We start from the raw sequence: 17,365 nt of genomic DNA, 5'->3' as shown, positions 1-17,365 counted from the left end.
ACGACGGACCGGCTAGATCCAGGACTTGAACCACATGCGGTTCAGCCAGTCCGGGTGGGGGAGGACCTGGTCGGTGAGGATCGGCCAGATGTAGGCGAAGTTGAGGACGACCAGGACCACGAAGGCGCCGACGACCGCGCTGCCGATCAGGCGTCGTGGCGTGGCGGCCTGGAAGGCGGTCTTGGCGGGCCCGAGGATCTTGCCGAGGACGAGGGCGACCGCCATCACCGTGAACGGGATCATCGTCACGGCGTAGAAGAAGAAGATCGGTCTGTCGTCGAAGAAGAACCAGGGCACCCAGCAGGTCAGGTAGCCGACGATCGGTACGCCGAAGCGCCAGTCGCGCTGGGCGACCCACAGGACCAGCGCCGCGAGCAGCGCCAGGGCGCCACCCCACCAGAGCAGCGGCGTACCGACGGCGGAGATCACCGACAGGCAGTTCGTGCCCTGCTTGGCCTCGCAGCCGTTGGTGCCGGGCTTGATGTCGTTGACCGCGTCGAACCCGATCGGGCGGGCGATGATCATCCAGCCGGCCGGGTGCGACGAGTACGGGTGGGTCGCGTTCTTGATGTAGTCGCCGGTGTGGAAGGCGAGCACTTCCTGGTGGTAGTGGATCAGCGACCGGAAGTCGTCGGGCACGACCTTCATCACGCCGTGCGCCGGGTTCTTCGAGGCGTAGTCGTGGTCGTAGGCGTTGTCGTGCAGCAGCCAGCCGGTCCAGGTCGCGGTGTAGGTGACCAGCGCGACCAGGACGATGCTGAGGAACGCCGGGATGCCGTCGACGACGGCGGACCGCCAGAACGCGTGCCGTACGCCGATCGCGCGCCGCGCGCCGAGGTCCCAGGCGAAGACCAGGATCCCGAAGCCCGCGATCACCCAGACCGCCGACCACTTGGTGCCGAGCGCGAGGCCGAAGCAGACGCCGGCCGCGATCCGCCAGGGGCGGAGCAGCAGCAGCCGGCCGACCGCACGCCGTGCGCCGGGACCGGTGCCGTCGTCGAGGGAATCGGCGTGCCGGCGGCGGGTCCAGTCGCGGTCGGCGACCAGGCAGGAGATCGCCGCGACCAGCCAGAACGCCAGGAAGATGTCGAGCAGGGCGACCCGCGACATCACGAAGTGCAGGCCGTCGACGGCGAGCAGCAGACCGGCGATCGCGCCGATCAGCGTCGAGCGCGTCATCCGGCGTACGGTCCGAATCACCAGCAGCACGGTCAGCGTGCCGAACAGGGCCGGCATGAACCGCCAGCCGAACGTGTTCATCCCGAACAGGTGCTCACCGGCGGCGATCATCCACTTGCCGACCTCGGGGTGCACGGTCAGGCTCGGGGTGTCCTTGAAGACGTCCAGGTTGCCGGCCAGGATCTGCTTGTCGGCGATCCCTTCGGGCTTGTCGATGAACTGCCGGGCGTACCCGAACTTGAGCAGCGAGTACGCGTCCTTGGCGTAGTACGTCTCGTCGAAGACGAACTTGACCGGGTTGCCCAGGTTCCAGAACCGCAGGATCGCCGCGAGCGCGGTGATCGCCAGCGTCGCGATCCAGCCGCCCTCGAAGTCCCGCGGCATCGGCGGGTACAGCCGCTGCTTCACCGGTGGCAGCTCCCGCCCGAACGCGTCCCGTCCGAGCGTCTCCCGCGCCGGTGCGGCAGCCGCACCCTGGTCATCGATCACGGCAGTCACGCCCGCCATCGTACGGAGCCCCCGGTCAACCGTCTCCCCACACCGCCGGGGCGGGCTGCGATGATGGCTCGCGTGACTGGGCGACTGATCTTGGCGGGGACTCCGATCGGGGATCTGAGGGACGCGACGCCTCGGCTGGCCCGGGTGCTGTCGTCGGCGGACATCGTGGCCGCGGAGGACACGCGGCGGCTGCGGCGGTTGACCAGCGAGTTGGGGATCGTGGTCGGCGGCCGGGTGACGAGTTTTTTCGAGGGGAACGAGCGGGAGCGGACGCCTGAGCTGGTGGCTGCGCTGGTCGAGGGACAGACCGTTGTCGTGGTGACCGACGCGGGGATGCCCAGCGTGTCGGACCCGGGGTATCGGCTGGTTGCGGCGGCGATCGAGGCGGAGATTCAGGTGACCGCCGTGCCGGGGCCGTCGGCGGTGCTGACGGCGTTGGCGTTGAGCGGGTTGCCGGTGGATCGGTTCAGCTTCGAGGGGTTCCTGCCGCGGAAGGCGGGGGAGCGGGGGAAGGTTCTCGCCGACCTGGCGCAGGAGCGGCGGACGATGGTGTTCTTCGAGGCGCCGCACCGGCTGGCGGCATCGCTGGAGGCGATGGCCGAGGCGTTCGGGGCGGACCGGCGTACGGCGGTGTGCCGGGAGCTGACGAAGACGTATGAAGAGGTGAAGCGGGGCCCGGTCGGGGAGCTGGCGACCTGGGCGGCGGACGGGGTGCGCGGGGAGATCACCGTGGTGGTCGCCGGGGTCGATCCGTCGGCGCGCAAGTTGGGGCCGGAGGAGCTGGCCGCGGAGGTGGCCGTCGACGAAGAGGCCGGTACGCCGCGCAAGCAGGCGATCTCCGACGTGGCCAAGCGGTACGGCGTACCGAAGAGGACCGTGTACGACGCCGTACTGGCTGCCCGCCAACCCCGGTAAAACACGCTGGCCCGGCGCACTACGCTTGAGGCATGCCGGAATTGTCAGCGAAGCCCTACTACGTCACCACGCCGATCTACTACGTCACGGCCGCGCCGCACATCGGCAGCGCCTACACGACGGTCGCCGGAGACGTCCTGACCCGCTGGCACGCCCAGCGCGGCGAGCGCAAGTGGTACCTGACCGGTACCGACGAGCACGGCGAGAAGGTGCTGCGCAGCGCCCAGGCCCAGGGCATGTCGCCCCAGGAGTGGACCGACAAGCTGGTCGAGGAGGCCTGGAAGCCGGCCTGGGTCGACGTCGACGTGGACTACGACGACTTCATCCGGACCACCGAGCCGCGGCACACCGAGCGGGTCCGCGAGTTCTGGCAGAAGCTGTACGACAAGGGCGACGTCTACAAGGGCGAGTACGAGGGCCTGTACTGCGTCGGCTGCGAGGAGTTCAAGCTCCCGGCGGACATCCGGACCGACGAGGACGGCACCCAGCGGTGCATGATCCACGGCACCGAGCTGGAGACGGTCTCGGAGACCAACTACTTCTTCCGGCTCTCGGCGTACGCCGACAAGCTGCTCGCGCTGTACGAGTCGCAGCCCGACTTCGTCGCGCCGGCTTCGGCGCGCAACGAGGTCGTCTCGTTCGTCAAGCAGGGCCTGCAGGACCTGTCGATCACCCGGTCGACGTTCGACTGGGGCATCCCGGTCCCGTGGGACGAGAAGCACGTCCTGTACGTGTGGATCGACGCCTTGCTGAACTACGTCACCGCCGCGGGCTACGGCACCGACCCGGAGCGGTTCGAGGAGCTGTGGCCGGCTGACGTGCACCTGGTCGGCAAGGACATCCTCCGCTTCCACGCGGTGATCTGGCCGGCCATGCTGATGGCCGCCGAGGTCGCGGTCCCGAAGCAGGTCTTCGCGCACGGATGGCTGCTGGTCGGCGGCGAGAAGATGAGCAAGTCGAAGCTGACCGCGATCGCGCCGAAGGAGATCACCGACCACTTCGGCTCCGACGCCTTCCGGTACTACTTCCTGCGCACGATCCAGTTCGGGTCGGACGGCTCGTTCTCCTGGGAGCACCTGAACGCGGTCTACACCTCGGAGCTGGCCAACGGCCTGGGCAACCTGGCGTCCCGGATCGCGGCGATGGTCGGCAAGTACTTCGACGGCGTCCTGCCCGAGCCGACCGACCACGGCCCGGCCGAGCAGGTCCTCGCGGACAAGCTCGCCGAGACGGTCGCGACGGCCGACAAGGCGATGGACACGCTCGCGTTCCACGACGCCCTGGCTGCGATCAACGACCTCGTCGGCGCGGTCAACGGTTACGTCTCCGAGCAGGAGCCGTGGAAGGTCGCGAAGGACGAGGCCCAGCGCGAGCGCCTGGCCACGATCCTCTACACGTCGGCCGAGGTCCTGCGGGCGGTCGCCGTACTGCACCACCCGACGATGCCGAAGACCGCCGCCAAGCTGTGGACCCTGCTCGGCGCCGAGGCCAAGCTCGGGGCGTTGGCCGACCAGCGCGTCCAGGACGCCGGCACCTGGGGCCAGCTCCCCGCCGGCTCCACGCTCACCAAGGGCGACGCCCTCTTCCCGCGGCTGACCGAAGAGGCCTAGTAGTCAGGCCGAAGCCGTTGCCAGGTACAGGGCGGCGGCTTCGGTTCGGCTGGTGACGGCCAGCTTGGTGAGGATGTTGGCTACGTGGTACTTCACCGTGGACTCGCTGATGTGGAGGTTGTCGGCGATCACTCGGTTGCGGTGGCCCAGGGCGAGGCGTTCGAGGACCTCGAGCTCGCGTTGGCCCAGGGCCGCCAGCGGTTCGGCGGTGAGGATCTTGCCTGCCGCCGAGAGCGTGGTGGTGAGAGCTCGGGCGGTTTTGGCTACGTCGGAGAGCGCGACCGGGAGCATGATGCGGAGGGTCAGGCCCCAGCCGGGGACTGCTTCGACGTCGAGGCGGCCGCCTTGGGCGCGGAGGCGTTCGGCGATGCGGCCGAGGTCCAGGCGGTCGTCCAGTACGCCGGGGCCGTCGTCGCGGACCGTTGCCTGCAGGCCGGTCGGGTTGATGCGCCAGCCGACGCGGATCCGGCGTACGCCGTCCTGACCGAGCATTGCCAGTACGGCGGCGCGCACGGCGACCCGGGCGGCGTGGGCGAGGTCCGACGGGAGCAGGCGGTCGTTGCTGGGGGCATCCAGTTCCAGCTCGACCGGGAGGTGCCGGAGCAGGGTGTGCAGTGAGTCGGCCAGGCGCTGGAAGGCGCGGCCGGCCGGTTCCTCGCCGGCGTCGGCGCGGTCGCGCTGGGAGTCGGTGCGGAGGTCGGCGAGCGCGTTGAGTGCGAGGTCGACGGCCGTCGTACGGGCTGCGGCGTCGTCAATCTGACGGTTCCGCAGTACGCCGAGCAATGCCGCGAGCGTCGCCGTATGGGCGTCGGACAGCTCGGCGGCGACCACCTCGCGGGCCATCGCGACCGCGCGGGACTGGGCCAGCACGCTCGGCTCGATCTCGAGGGTGAGCCGGTTGAAGTGCGCGGTGACCACGTCCCAGAGGGACTGGATCAGCGGCAGCGTCTCGTCGGCGACCCGGTGGCCGGGCTCGAGGACGAAGGCCAGGACCGAGCCGCGCGGAGCGTGGTCGCTGGCGACGGCGAGCACGGTCTCCTCGCTGCCGCCGATCCGCGCCTCGCCCTGCCAGGGCTGGCCGGCGGTGACCGAGCCGATGAACGGCGCGAGCTCGGCGCCGGTGATCACGGTGGTGATCTGCGGGTCGCCGGTGGCGCTGAGCGGAGAACCGGCGCACTGCGGCGTGAGGTGCGCGACCGCGCGGTGCGGGACGGCGGTCGCCAGGGTCTCCGAGAGCGCCGCGATCATCTGCGGCGGCTCGACCTGGACCAGGCGCGCGGCGGCGGTCAGGACGGTCACGGCCTCGGAGTTCTCCATGGTGGCCAGCGTACGGCGGTTGACCTATCCACCTGGCCGTTCTTTCGGACTGCGGACAGCTGGCCGAAAGGCCAGTCGGGAATACCGGTGACGGGTCCACGCTTGAACTCGAAGAGGCTTGATTGAGAGCTCAACTACCTAAGGACGGGTATCTGATGGAAGCGGTCGTGTTCGAGGAGTTCGGTGGTCCCGAGGTGCTGCGCAGCCGCGAGATCGACGCGCCGCACGCCGGACCGGGGCAGGTCCGGATCAAGGTCCTGGCGGCCGGCGTGAACCCGATGGACTACAAGGTCCGCCGCGGGTGGTTCGAGGCGATGATGCCGACCACGTTCCCGGCGGTTCCGGGGTCCGAGATCGCGGGGGTCGTGGACGAGGCCGGCGAGGGTGCCGAGTTCGCCGTGGGTGACGAGGTGGTCGGGTGGTCGGCGACGGGTGGGTACGCGCAGCACGCGCTGCTCGGGAACGCCGTACGGAAGCCGGCTGGGGTGTCGTTCGAGCAGGCGGTCGCAGTACCGGTTGCTGGTGAGACGGCGCAGCGGGTGCTCGACCTGCTGCAGGTGAAGGCGGGGGAGACGCTGCTGCTGCACGGTGCGGCGGGTGCTGTCGGGGCTGTGGCTGTGCAGTTGGCGGTTGCTGCTGGGGTGACGGTTGTCGGTACGGCGTCTGAGGCGAACCACGAGTACCTGCGGTCGCTGGGGGCGACTCCGGTTGCGTACGGCGATGGGCTGGTCGATCGGGTGCGTGCGGTGGCGCCGGTGGTCGACGCTGTCTTCGATGCTGCGGGGCAGGGTGGGCTGAAGGAGTCGATCGACCTGCGCGGCGGGACCGAGCGGATCGTCACGATCGCGGACATGAGTGCTGGGGATCTGGGGATCGAGGTGTCGGCCGGTGGGACGGATCCGGAGATCGCGCGCGGCTGGCTGACCCAGCAACTGCAGCTCGCTGCCGACGGTCAGCTGAAGGTGCGCATTGCTGAGACGTTCGCTCTTGCTGAAGCTGCCAAGGCGCAGGAGATCTCCGAGGCCGGTCACGCGAAGGGCAAGCTGGTTCTTCTTCCCTGACAGCCTGGGTCGGGCGACTTTAACCGGTCGCCCGGCCCGCGGTGCGGTTCTACAGTCGGGCCATGACTCACATCCTTGCCGCGGTGGCTTGGCCCTATGCGAACGGGCCTCGGCACATCGGGCATGTTTCCGGGTTCGGGGTTCCTGCGGACGTGTTCGGCCGGTACCAGCGGATGATGGGTCACGACGTGCTGATGGTGTCGGGGACCGACGAGCACGGGACGCCGATCCTGGTGCAGGCCGAGCGCGAAGGCGTCAGTCCGCGCGAGCTCGCCGACCGGTACAACCGGGTGATCGTCGAGGACCTGCAGGGCCTCGGCCTGTCGTACGACCTGTTCACCCGGACCACCACGCGCAACCACTACGCCGTCGCCCAGGAACTCTTCAGAACCGTTCACCGTAACGGCTTTCTGATCCCCCGGACGGCGATGGGCGCGATCTCGCCGTCGACCGGCCGCACGCTGCCGGACCGCTACATCGAGGGCACCTGCCCGATCTGCGGGTACGACGGCGCCCGCGGCGACCAGTGCGACAACTGCGGCAACCAGCTCGACGCGATCGACCTCCGCGACCCGCATAGCCGGATCAACGGCGAGACCCCGAAGTTCGTCGAGACCGAGCACTTCTTCCTCGACCTGCCGGCGCTCGCCGACCAGCTCGGCTCCTGGCTGCAGACCCGGACCGAGTGGCGCCCGAACGTCCTCAAGTTCGCCACGAACCTGCTCGCCGACGTCCGTCCCCGCGCGATGACGCGCGACATCGACTGGGGCATCCCGGTCCCGCTGCCCGGCTGGGAGAACAAGCGCCTGTACGTCTGGTTCGACGCGGTGATCGGCTACCTCTCGGCGAGCATCGAGTGGGCCCGTCGCTCCGGCGACGACGACGCGTGGCGCGCCTGGTGGTGCGACCCGGACGCGCGCTCGTACTACTTCATGGGCAAGGACAACATCACCTTCCACGCCCAGATCTGGCCCGCCGAGCTGCTCGCGAACAACAGCAACCCCGGCCCGTACGGCGTACTGAACCTGCCGACCGAGGTCGTCAGCAGCGAGTTCCTCACCATGGAGGGCCGCAAGTTCTCCTCGTCCCGGTCGGTCGTGATCTACGTCCGCGACGTGCTCGAGCGGTACGGCGCCGACGCGCTGCGCTACTTCATCGCGGCCGCCGGGCCGGAGACGCAGGACACCGACTTCACCTGGGCCGAGTTCGTCCGCCGCAACAACGACGAGCTCGTCGGCACCTGGGGCAACCTGGTGAACCGGACCGCCTCGATGATCGCCAAGAACTTCGGCGCGATCCCGGCGGCCGGTGAGCTGACCACGGCCGACCACGACCTGCTCGCGCGCAGCCGGGCGGCGTACGGCGTGGTCGGCGAGCACCTGGAACACCAGCGGCTCCGGCAGGGCATCGGGGCCGCGATGCGCGTCGCCGCGGACGCGAACCAGTACCTGTCCCAGCAGGCGCCCTGGAAGGAGTCCGACCCGGAGCGCAAGGGCACGATTCTGCACGTCGCCGCGCAGGTGGTCAGCGACACCAACCGGCTGCTGGCGCCGTTCCTGCCGCACGCGGCGCAGCAGGTGCACGAGACGCTCGGCGGGACCGGCGCGATCACCGACCGCCCGGAGATCCGGGAGGTCGCCGACCTGGACGGAGGACCCGGCTATCCGGTGATCACCGGCGACTACTCCAGTACGACGCCGTGGGCGCCGCAGGCCGTCGTACCGGGAACTGCGGTGGCTGCGCCGCGGCCGGTGTTCGCGAAGCTGGCGCCGTCGGTGGTGGACGAGGAACTCGCCCGGCTGGCGTGACGCTTTTCTCCAAGACCCCCGATGGGTACCGGCCTACCGTCGGGGGAGAAGGAGTTGAGGACATATGACTGGCTACGTGGCCACTGCGCGAGTCGAGATCGAGGCGTCGCCGGAGCGGGTCTGGGAGGTGCTGCTGGACCCGGTCGCGACCAAGGAGTTCATGTTCGGGGCCGATCTGGAGACCGACTGGAAGGTCGGGAGCCCGATCACCTGGAGCGGCGAGTACGAGGGCAAGGCGTACCAGGACAAGGGCGAGGTGCTGGAGGTCGAGCCGGGCCGGCTGTTGAAGGTGACGCACTACAGCCCGCTCGGCGGGCAGCCCGACGTACCGGAGAACTACCACACGCTCACGTACGAGCTGAGTGGTGACGGCCCGACGTCGTTGTCGCTGAGCCAGGACAACAACGCTTCCGAGGAGGAGGCCGAGCACTCGCGCGGGATGTGGGAGATGCTCGTCCAGGGCGTGAAAAAGGTTGCCGAGTCAGGCTGAGGACTGCCGTGTGAAGGCCCGTTCAGGGGTTCGTTAAGCTGCGACGACTTGTTGTCTGGTGGGAGTAGCAGAAACCTCTGATGTCCGTGCGTGTGCTTCGGCCCGCCCTGTGGATCGCCCTGCCTGTGGTGACGGTCCTGATGATGGCCGGAGTCGGAGACCCGATCACGGAGACCATCAGGTACCTGATCACCTGGCTGCTGACGGTCCTCGTGCCCGGCGTCCTGATCTGGCGGGTGCTGGCCGGCGGGCGGTCGGTGCCGCAGGACCTCGGGTTCGGCGCCGTGATCGGCATCTGCTGGCAGCTGCTCGTCTGGGTGGCCTGTACGGGGCTGGGCGTGCCCAGTCTGCAGTGGCTCCCGGCGCTCGGGTTCTACGTCGTCTTCTTCGCCGTACCGGCGCTGCGGCGGCGAGTGACGTGGCAGCCGGGGCCGGGCTGGTGGCAGCCGGCGATGGCTGCGCTGCTGCTGCTCGCCGTGGTGCGGACCGTGGTCGGCCTGCTCCGGGTCTGGCCGCTGCCGCCGATCGCGTTCGACCGGCACCAGGACTACTGGTACCAGCTCGGCCTGATCCAGGTGCTCAAGCACGACATCACCCCGCCTGATCCGTCGGTGCTGGGCGAGCCGCTGATCTACCACTGGTTCGCCAACGCCTCGATGGCCGGTCAGTCGGTGATGGCGAACGTCGAGCCGTCCCACGTGCTCATGCACCAGTGGCAGATCACCTTCGTGATCAGTCTGGTCCTGGCGGGCTGGGCTGCGGGAGAGGCGCTGACCGGCAAGACCTGGGTCGGAGCTGTGGCCGGCCTGCTGACCGGTGCACTCCCCGGGACGCTCCAGCTCGCTGCCAAGCCCATGGTCGAGGTGTCGCCCGCCCAGGTCGTGCAGGGCCCCACCGGCGCGCTGGCTGTCCTCGTGATGCTCGGACTGGTCGGCCCGACCGTGCTGATCCTGCGCAAGCAGGCCACGCGTGGCACCTGGCTGGCGATGGCCCTGATGATCGCTCTGGCGACAGGCACCAAGCCGACCGTGCTCCCGATCATGCTGGCCGGCTCGGTCGTGGTCGGCCTCTTCGCCTGGGTCACCGAGCGCAAACTGCCCTGGCGGATCGTCGCACTCGGTGCCCTGGCCGGTACGTTCTTCCTGGCGGCCACAGTCGCCCTGACCGGCAGCACGGGCGGCAGCCGGATCCAGATCCTGGCAGCGCTCCGCGTGCAGCCCTTCTACGCCTCGGTCTCCGGTGACCACTCCTACCCGGCGACCGGCGGCTGGGTGCTGCCGTCGATCGCCACTGGTGAGCCGCGGCTGCTGCTGTTCGCCGCAAGCCTGCTGGCCTACTACCTGCTGATCAACTCGGCCCGCCTGCTCTCCCTGCTCAGTACGACGACCAGTCCGTCGCGCCGCGACCCGGCGTACTGGTGGCTGTCCGGCTGTGTCGTTGCGGGGACAGGCGTCACGCTGGTGTTCTCCCACACGGGCTACTCGGAGTACCACTTCCTCCGGACCGTCACAGCGCTCGGAGTGGTCGGCACGGTCGCTGTCGCCTCCACTCTGGTCGACGCGACGACCCGCTGGCGGCCGATCCTGGTCGCTGGGGTCGCAGGCTTCGCGACGGCGCTGCTGATCCGGCTGCTGTGGTTCCACGTACCCGAGGTGCCGACGACGGTCGGCCGGGCGATCGTCGCGCTCGTCGTACCGTTCCAGGTGCTTGCCGTGGTCGGCCTGGTCGTGGTCTTCCTGACCAAACGGCGCTCCAAGCCGCTGGTCCTCCTGCAGGTGATCGCACTGGTCCTCGCGGCCGGTCTGCCGAATCAGGTCATCGAGCTCTCCAGCAACCTGTACCGCTCGGTCTCCGGCCGTCCGGTGGTCGCCGACGAGAAGGACCGCACCTACCTGACCGAGAACGAGCAGCAGGCGATGATCTGGCTCGACGAGCACGCCAAGCCCGGTGAGGTCGCGGTCAGCAACGTCTTCTGCATGCCGTCGCGCTTCCGCCCGGGCTGCCCGGACGACGCGTTCTGGACCTCCGGGCTGAGCGGCGTCCAGCAGTACCTGGGCGCCTGGGCCTACGCCCCGAAGAACCTCGAGGCGACGCAGAACAAGACCAGCTTCCTGACCCAGCCGTCGCCCTGGCCGGACCGCCTCCAGCAGAGCCTGGACGCCGTACGCCGTCCGACGCCGGCCCTGCTGACCAAGCTGCACAAGGAGATCGGCGTCGACTGGGTCATCGCCGACCTGCGCGCCGGGCCGGTCTCACCAGCCCTCGACCACCTGGCCGAGCGGGTCTACGCGAACGCGGACATCCGGATCTACCGCCTGCGCTGATGTCAAAAGCTGCAACCACCGGCGGCCTTTGATCACGGGTTGGCAACACAAGCAAGCTTTTACGCTGCTCAGGCATCTATTCAGTATGACGGCCTTTCGAGCACTGCGGCAGCTGGTGCTGTGGGCTGCGGTGCCGCTGGTCGTCATCCTGCTGCTGAACGGCATAGGTCATCCGGCGGCTGCCACGGCCCGATACCTGGCCACCTGGTGCGTACTGGTGCTGCTCCCCGGCACGCTGCTCTGGCGGACGCTCACCGGCGGCCGCTCGTGGGCGCAGGACCTCGGCTTCGGCTCAGCGCTCGGCCTGGCCTGGGCGCTGGGTGTCTGGGCGATCTTCACTGGAGTCGGCTACCCACGCCAGCAGTGGATGGCCACGGTCGGCCTGGTGCTCGCCCTACTCCCGCTGGTACGCCGGAGGTCGCCGGAGCGGATCACCTGGCTGCCGGTGATGGTGCTGGGCCTCGTCCTGGCCGCCGTGCGGGTGTTCGTCGAGTTGCTGCGGCTGGTGCCGCTGCCGCCGGCTCAGTTCGGCAGGCACCAGGACGTGTGGTTCCAGCTCGGGCTGGTCGAGGCGCTCGAGAAGCACGTCGTACCGCCTGACCTGTCGGCTGCTGGTGAGCCGCTGATCTACCACTGGTTCACCAACGCGCTGATGGCCGCGCACGGGCAGGTGTCTGGTGTCGGCGCACCGGAGGTCCTGCTGCACCAGTGGCCGATGACGATGGCGCTGACCTTCGTCCTGGCCGGCTGGGCCGCGGGGGAACTGCTCAGCGGTGCCCGGTGGGCCGGACCGGTCGCCGGTCTGGTGTCCGGTGTCTTTGCGGGAGGGCTGCGGCTGACCGACGAGCCCGGAGTCGACATGGCCGGTGCGCTGAGCATCCAGGGGCCGACCGGGACGCTGGCGGCCGTCATCATGCTCGGGCTGGTCGGTCCGACGGTGCTGATCCTCCGCAGGCAGGCCGGGAAGGGCACCTGGATCGCACTGGTGATGTTGCTCGTCCTGGCCTCTGGGACGAAGCCGACGCTGCTGCCGATCATGGCGGTGGGCTGTGCAGTCGGAGGGGTGGCCTGCTGGCTGGTGGATCGCCGTTTCCCCTTGCGGGTGGTCGTTCTGGGCCTCCTGTGCGGTGGGCTGTTCCTGGCCGCTACCTCCACGCTGACCGGCAGCACTGGTGGCAGCCGGGTCCAGTTCCTCGCTGCGCTGCGGGTGCTCCCGTACTACGGAGTGGTGACCGGCGACAGCTCCTTCCCGACGTACGGCGGAGTGGTGGTGCCGGGGATTGCGGACGGCGGGCTCTGGTACTTCGCGGCTGTGCTGGTCGCCTGGTACTGCGTGCTCAGCCTGCCGCGGCTGCTCGCGGTCGTCGGGATCATGCTCCACCCGACCAGGCGCGACCCGGCGTACTGGTGGGCGGCGGCCTGCGTGGTCACCGGTGCCGCGATCACCCTGGTGTTCTCGCACACGGGCTACTCGGAGTACCACTTCCTCCGGACCGTCATCCACCTCGGACCGGTCGTGGTGGTCGCCCTCGTCGCCCGGGTGCTCGGGGAGGAGGTCCGGCACCGCAAGGTGTGGGTCCCGCTGGCCGTCAGCTTGGCCGGTGGCATCGGTGCGGCGGTGGTGCTCAAGCAGGTCTGGCCGACTGTGGTGGTGACCAACCAGAAGGAGGCAGCGCTCGACCTGCTCGGGCCGGCCGGGGTGCTGGTCGTCGCTGCTGGTGTCAGCGCGCTCCTGATCCGGCGGGTCGTCGCACCGCGGCACTGGCCTCGCGCACTGGTGGTCTACGCGACCTGCTTCATCGCGGCGTCCAGTCTGCCGGCGCAGTCGACGTACCTGGCAGTGGCGTCGTACGGCGCTGTGATCGACCGGCCGTTCACCACCGGCCAGGGCACTCGGATCTACCTGACCCGCGCGGAGCAGGAGGCGATGCTCTGGCTGCGCGAGCACGCCGGACCGGATGACGTGGCCGTGAGCAACGTCTTCTGCATGCCGACGCGCTACCGCCCTGGTTGTCCGAACGACGCGTACTGGGTGTCCGGACTGAGTGGAGTCCAGCAGTACCTCGGTGGCTGGGCCTATGCGCCGCAGAACCTGGCGGCGACCCACCACACCAGGAGCTACCTGTCGCTGCCGCCACCCTGGCCGGACCGGCTGGCCGACAGCCTGGCCGCCGTACAGAGTCCTACGCCTGAGCTGCTGACCAGACTGCGTGACCACGCGAGTGTGGACTGGATCATCGCCGACCGGCGGGCCGGTCCGGTTTCGCCGAAGCTCGGCGTACCGGCGTACGAGAACCAGGACGTGAAGATCTACCGCCTGGACTAAGTAGGCTGGGTGGCATGTCTGACGGTGTGGAGGTCGAGCGGCCGACCAGGGAGCGTGCGGCGATCGGGGAGGACGGGCGGTCGCGGGACCGGACCCGGCCGGCGGTGCCCGATCAGTTGCCGATGGCTGTGGTGGACGCGCACTGCCACCTGGACATCGCCGACGGCGAGGACGGGAACTGGCTGAGTGCGGCCGAGGCGATCAAGCTGGCCGCGTCGGTCGGTGTGACGCGGATCGTCCAGGTGGGTTGCGATCTGCCGGGTGCGGTGTGGGCGGTCGAGGCCGCTGAGAAGCACCCGAACCTGATCGCGGGCGTTGCTCTGCACCCGAACGAGGCACCGAAGCTGAAGCAGGCCGGCGAACTCGACAGTGCGCTGGCGGAGATCGAGCGGCTGGCGTCGAGCTCCCCCAAGGTTCGCGTGATCGGCGAGACCGGGCTCGACTACTTCCGGACCGGTGAGGACGGGCGGGCGGCGCAGCACGAGTCGTTCGCGGCGCACATCGAACTGGCCAAGCGGCTCGACAAGACGCTGATGATCCACGACCGCGACGCGCACGACGACATCCTCGCGATCCTCGACAGGGAAGGCGTTCCGGACCGGCTGGTGATGCACTGCTTCTCCGGCGACACCGAGTTCGCGCGCAAGTGCGTCGAGCGTGGCGCGTTCCTGAGCTTCGCCGGCGTGGTGACGTTCAAGAACGCGCAGTCGCTGCGGGACGCGCTCGCGGTCACGCCGCTGGACCGGGTGCTGGTGGAGACCGACGCGCCGTACCTGACGCCGTCGCCGCACCGCGGGCAGCCGAACGCGTCGTACCTGATCCCGCACACCGTCCGGAAGATGGCCGGCGTCCTGAACATCTCGGTGGCCGAGCTGTGCGGCGCGCTGACCGACAACGCCTTCCGCGCGTTCGGCGGCCGCTGGTAGTGGAGTTCTCGGAGGTCGTCCGGCGGCGCCGGATGGTGCGCGACTACGACGACTCGCGCCCGATTCCCGACGACGTCCGCGAGCGGATCCTGGCGAACGGGCTGCGCGGGCCGTCGGCCGGGTTCAGCCAGGGGTGGGCGTTCCTGACCCTGGAAGGCGCCGATCGGGACCGCTACTGGGCGATCACGGCCGCCGACGTGGACGAGAAGTATGTGCGATGGGTCACAGGACTGCGCCGGGCGCCGCTGCTGATCCTGGCCTTCGCCGACAAGGCCGCGTACCTCGACCGGTACGCCGAAGCAGACAAGGGCCGGACCGATCGGGACGAGTCGCGCTGGGCGGCGCCGTACTGGTTCGTGGACACCGGGATGGCGTCGTTGCTGATGCTGCAGACGGTGGTCGACGAAGGCCTGGGAGCGTGCTTTTTCGGCGTACCGAGCGCTCTGCTGCCGGCGGTGAAGGCCGAGTTCGGCGTACCGGAGGAACTGGAGTTCGTCGGGGTGATCTCGATCGGCTACCCGGCGCCCGACAGAAGGTCGCCGTCGCTGCGTCGAGGGCGTCGGAGTACGGCGGAAGTGGTGCATCGTGGCCAGTGGGGTCGACACGCCGGGTAGTCGGCCCGTTACACCATTTCCGCCACGCCGGGGGAGAGGATTGGCGCTCTCGGGACTTCTTCGTTACTGTCTCGTGATGTTGGCCGGGATCGGGGAAGGTTCCGGACAGCACGCCCCTCGGCGGAGACCCAGCTCTCCGGGCCCACAAGGCCCGGCGTTCACGGTGTCTGCCAGTGCTGTCGGACCCCGTGCCCGGGTAGCCCTACCTGGGAGCATGAGTGCGTAAGTCCATCATTGCGGTCGTCGGTGCGACGGCTGCGATCGCCGTCGTGGGCGGCAGCGTGGCCTATGCGAGCAAGAGCAAGACGGTGAGTCTGTCGATCGACGGCCAGGTCCAGAAGGTGCACACCTTCGGATCGACCGTTGCCGACGCCCTGAAGGCCAAGGACATCCAGGTCGGAGACCGCGATCTGGTCGCGCCGGCGCTGGACGCCAAGCTGCAGGACGGTCAGGAGATCGCGGTGCAGTACGGCCGCCAGCTGACGGTCAACCAAGACGGCTCCAAGAAGAACTTCTGGACCACGGCCGACAGCGTGAACGAGGCGCTGACCGACCTGGGACTGCGCTACGACGGCGCGTTCCTGTCCACCAGCCGCAGCGCCCCGATCGGGCGCGAAGGGCTGTCGCTGGAGGTCCGGACCCCCAAGACCGTGCAGTTCGTCCGTCAGGGCAAGGTCGTCTCGGTGAAGTCGATGGCGATGACCGTCGGCGAGGCGCTGACCGGTGCGAAGGTCGGCTACGACAAGGACGACCGGATCACCCCGGCGGTCGCGACCGTGCTGAAGCCGGGCGTCAACCGGATCACCGTGGTCAAGGTCGACGTCAAGAAGGTCACCAAGACCGAGGCGATCGCCTTCGGCAAGAAGGAGACCAAGTCGGCCGAGCTGACCGAGGGTGAGAAGAAGACGACCAAGCCCGGCAAGGCCGGCAGCAAGACGGTCGACTACCTGCTCACCTACGTCGACGGCAAGCTCGTCACCACCAAGACGTTGACCAGCAAGACCGTCTCCGAGGCGGTCGACGAGCTCGTCACCGTCGGGACCAAGCCGAAGGCCGACGACGAGACGTCCGAAGACGAGCCGGCCACCGGTAACACCGGTGCCTGGGACCGGATCGCCGAGTGTGAGTCCGGCGGCAACTGGAAGACCAACACCGGGAACGGGTACTCCGGCGGTCTCCAGTTCAGCCGGCAGACCTGGGTCGCCTACGGCGGCGACAAGTACGCCCCCGAGGCCTACCAGGCGAGCAAGGCGCAGCAGATCGCGATCGCCGAGAAGGTCCGCGCGGCGCGCGGCGGTTACGGCGACTGGCCGGTCTGCGGCAAGCGCGCGTGACGTTCTCGAGCAAGGGCCTGACACACTGACCGGTGTGACCAGCGCTGATTCGTCCACTTCCGCCGGACCGAGGCTTCTCGGTCCGGCGGACGTGCGTTCGCTGGCCGCGTCGCTCGGGATCCGCCCGACCAAGCAGCGCGGCCAGAACTTCGTCATCGACCCGAACACCGTGCGCCGGATCGTGCGCGCCGCCGACCTGGACGAGGCCGGCGAGACCGTGCTCGAGGTCGGGCCCGGGCTGGGATCGCTGACCCTGGCGCTGCTGGCCGCCGGGCACGGCGTGATCGCGGTCGAGATCGACCCGGTACTCGCCGGGGCGCTGCCGTCGACGATCGCGACGTACGCGCCGGGGCAGGCCTCGTCGTTCTCGGTGGTCGAGGCGGACGCGATGCAGGTTCAGGCTGATGTTCTTGGAACGCCGACGGCGTGCGTGGCGAACCTGCCGTACAACGTCGCCGTACCGGTCCTGCTGCACCTGCTCGCGATCGCGCCGTCGCTGCGGCACGGGTTGGTGATGGTCCAGTCCGAGGTCGCCGACCGCCTGGCCGCGCCGCCGGGGTCGCGCACGTACGGCGTACCGTCCGCGAAGGCCGCCTGGTACGCCGACGTACGCCGAGCCGGTCCGATCGGGCGCAACGTGTTCTGGCCGGCGCCGAACGTCGACTCCGGACTGGTTGCCTTCACGCGACGGGAGCCACCGGCAACTACCGCCTCCCGTGAAGAGGTGTTCGCGGTGATCGAGGCGGCCTTCTCGCAGCGCCGGAAGACGATCCGGTCGGCGCTCGCGCGCTGGACGCCGGAGCGCGAACTGCTGGACGAGGTCTTTGCCGCGGCAGGGATCGACTCGGGGCTGCGCGGGGAGATGCTGGGGATCACGGAGTTCGCCGCACTGGCTGACGCGAAGCAGCGACTCTCCTAACGCTCCACGTGTTGTTTGCGACTGCGAGCAGGCAACACATGTCT

At 69.3% G+C, this 17,365-nt stretch carries 13 protein-coding genes; 11 read left to right on the top strand and 2 right to left on the bottom strand.

The features are described 5' to 3' along the window. Positions 1 to 12: 12 nt before the first annotated feature. A complete protein-coding gene (locus ACYVIO_RS29780; protein WP_460654633.1) occupies positions 13 to 1,563 on the bottom strand; it encodes a dolichyl-phosphate-mannose--protein mannosyltransferase in 1,551 nt (516 codons plus the stop codon). A 174-nt stretch (positions 1,564 to 1,737) separates the two neighbouring features. Between ACYVIO_RS29780 and rsmI the strand changes: the two genes are divergently transcribed. Together rsmI and metG (ACYVIO_RS29770) are read left to right on the top strand one after the other, a co-directional pair. Next, on the top strand, positions 1,738 to 2,592 hold the full coding sequence (gene rsmI / locus ACYVIO_RS29775) for a 16S rRNA (cytidine(1402)-2'-O)-methyltransferase (protein WP_460654230.1): 855 nt from the start codon (positions 1,738 to 1,740) through the stop codon (positions 2,590 to 2,592). A 32-nt stretch (positions 2,593 to 2,624) separates the two neighbouring features. Further along, positions 2,625 to 4,202, top strand: coding sequence for a methionine--tRNA ligase (gene metG / locus ACYVIO_RS29770; RefSeq protein ID WP_460654229.1), 1,578 nt, complete (start codon positions 2,625 to 2,627; stop codon positions 4,200 to 4,202). Positions 4,203 to 4,205: 3 nt separating this feature from the next. Here the strand turns inward: metG (ACYVIO_RS29770) and ACYVIO_RS29765 are convergent, their stop codons facing one another. Continuing rightward, complete coding sequence (locus ACYVIO_RS29765; protein ID WP_460654228.1) at positions 4,206 to 5,519, bottom strand: LuxR C-terminal-related transcriptional regulator; 1,314 nt, start codon at positions 5,517 to 5,519, stop codon at positions 4,206 to 4,208. Positions 5,520 to 5,674: 155 nt separating this feature from the next. Between ACYVIO_RS29765 and ACYVIO_RS29760 the strand changes: the two genes are divergently transcribed. The 9 genes from ACYVIO_RS29760 to rsmA all read left to right on the top strand — a co-directional run bounded on the left by ACYVIO_RS29760 (position 5,675) and on the right by rsmA (position 17,321). After that, positions 5,675 to 6,580 (top strand): NADP-dependent oxidoreductase, encoded by a 906-nt coding sequence (locus tag ACYVIO_RS29760; protein WP_460654227.1) that lies wholly within the window; start codon positions 5,675 to 5,677, stop codon positions 6,578 to 6,580. 62 nt (positions 6,581 to 6,642) lie between these two features. Then, entirely contained in the window at positions 6,643 to 8,388 is a 1,746-nt protein-coding gene (gene metG / locus ACYVIO_RS29755) for a methionine--tRNA ligase (protein ID WP_460654226.1), read from the top strand. A 64-nt stretch (positions 8,389 to 8,452) separates the two neighbouring features. Next, a complete protein-coding gene (locus tag ACYVIO_RS29750; RefSeq protein WP_460654225.1) occupies positions 8,453 to 8,878 on the top strand; it encodes an SRPBCC domain-containing protein in 426 nt (141 codons plus the stop codon). An 80-nt stretch (positions 8,879 to 8,958) separates the two neighbouring features. After that, a complete protein-coding gene (locus tag ACYVIO_RS29745) occupies positions 8,959 to 11,202 on the top strand; it encodes a hypothetical protein (protein ID WP_460654224.1) in 2,244 nt (747 codons plus the stop codon). Between the two features lie 85 nt (positions 11,203 to 11,287). Continuing rightward, positions 11,288 to 13,528: a hypothetical protein gene (locus tag ACYVIO_RS29740; protein WP_460654223.1), complete on the top strand. Its 2,241-nt coding sequence runs from the start codon at positions 11,288 to 11,290 to the stop codon at positions 13,526 to 13,528. Positions 13,529 to 13,542: 14 nt separating this feature from the next. Continuing rightward, entirely contained in the window at positions 13,543 to 14,454 is a 912-nt protein-coding gene (locus ACYVIO_RS29735) for a TatD family hydrolase (protein WP_460654222.1), read from the top strand. Beyond that, the gene (locus tag ACYVIO_RS29730; protein WP_460654221.1) at positions 14,454 to 15,068 is read left to right on the top strand and encodes a nitroreductase family protein; all 615 of its coding nucleotides are present in this window, start codon (positions 14,454 to 14,456) and stop codon (positions 15,066 to 15,068) included. Before ACYVIO_RS29735 ends, ACYVIO_RS29730 begins: the two co-directional genes overlap by 1 nt. A gap of 218 nt (positions 15,069 to 15,286) precedes the next feature. Next, positions 15,287 to 16,402: a ubiquitin-like domain-containing protein gene (locus tag ACYVIO_RS29725; protein WP_460654220.1), complete on the top strand. Its 1,116-nt coding sequence runs from the start codon at positions 15,287 to 15,289 to the stop codon at positions 16,400 to 16,402. Between the two features lie 34 nt (positions 16,403 to 16,436). Continuing rightward, complete coding sequence (gene rsmA, locus ACYVIO_RS29720; RefSeq protein ID WP_460654219.1) at positions 16,437 to 17,321, top strand: 16S rRNA (adenine(1518)-N(6)/adenine(1519)-N(6))-dimethyltransferase RsmA; 885 nt, start codon at positions 16,437 to 16,439, stop codon at positions 17,319 to 17,321. The last annotated feature ends 44 nt before the right edge of the window (positions 17,322 to 17,365 follow it).

Source organism: Kribbella endophytica (assembly GCF_054781295.1).
The sequence above is the reverse complement of the archived record's forward strand: the minus strand, read 5'-3'. Positions and strand labels throughout refer to the sequence as shown.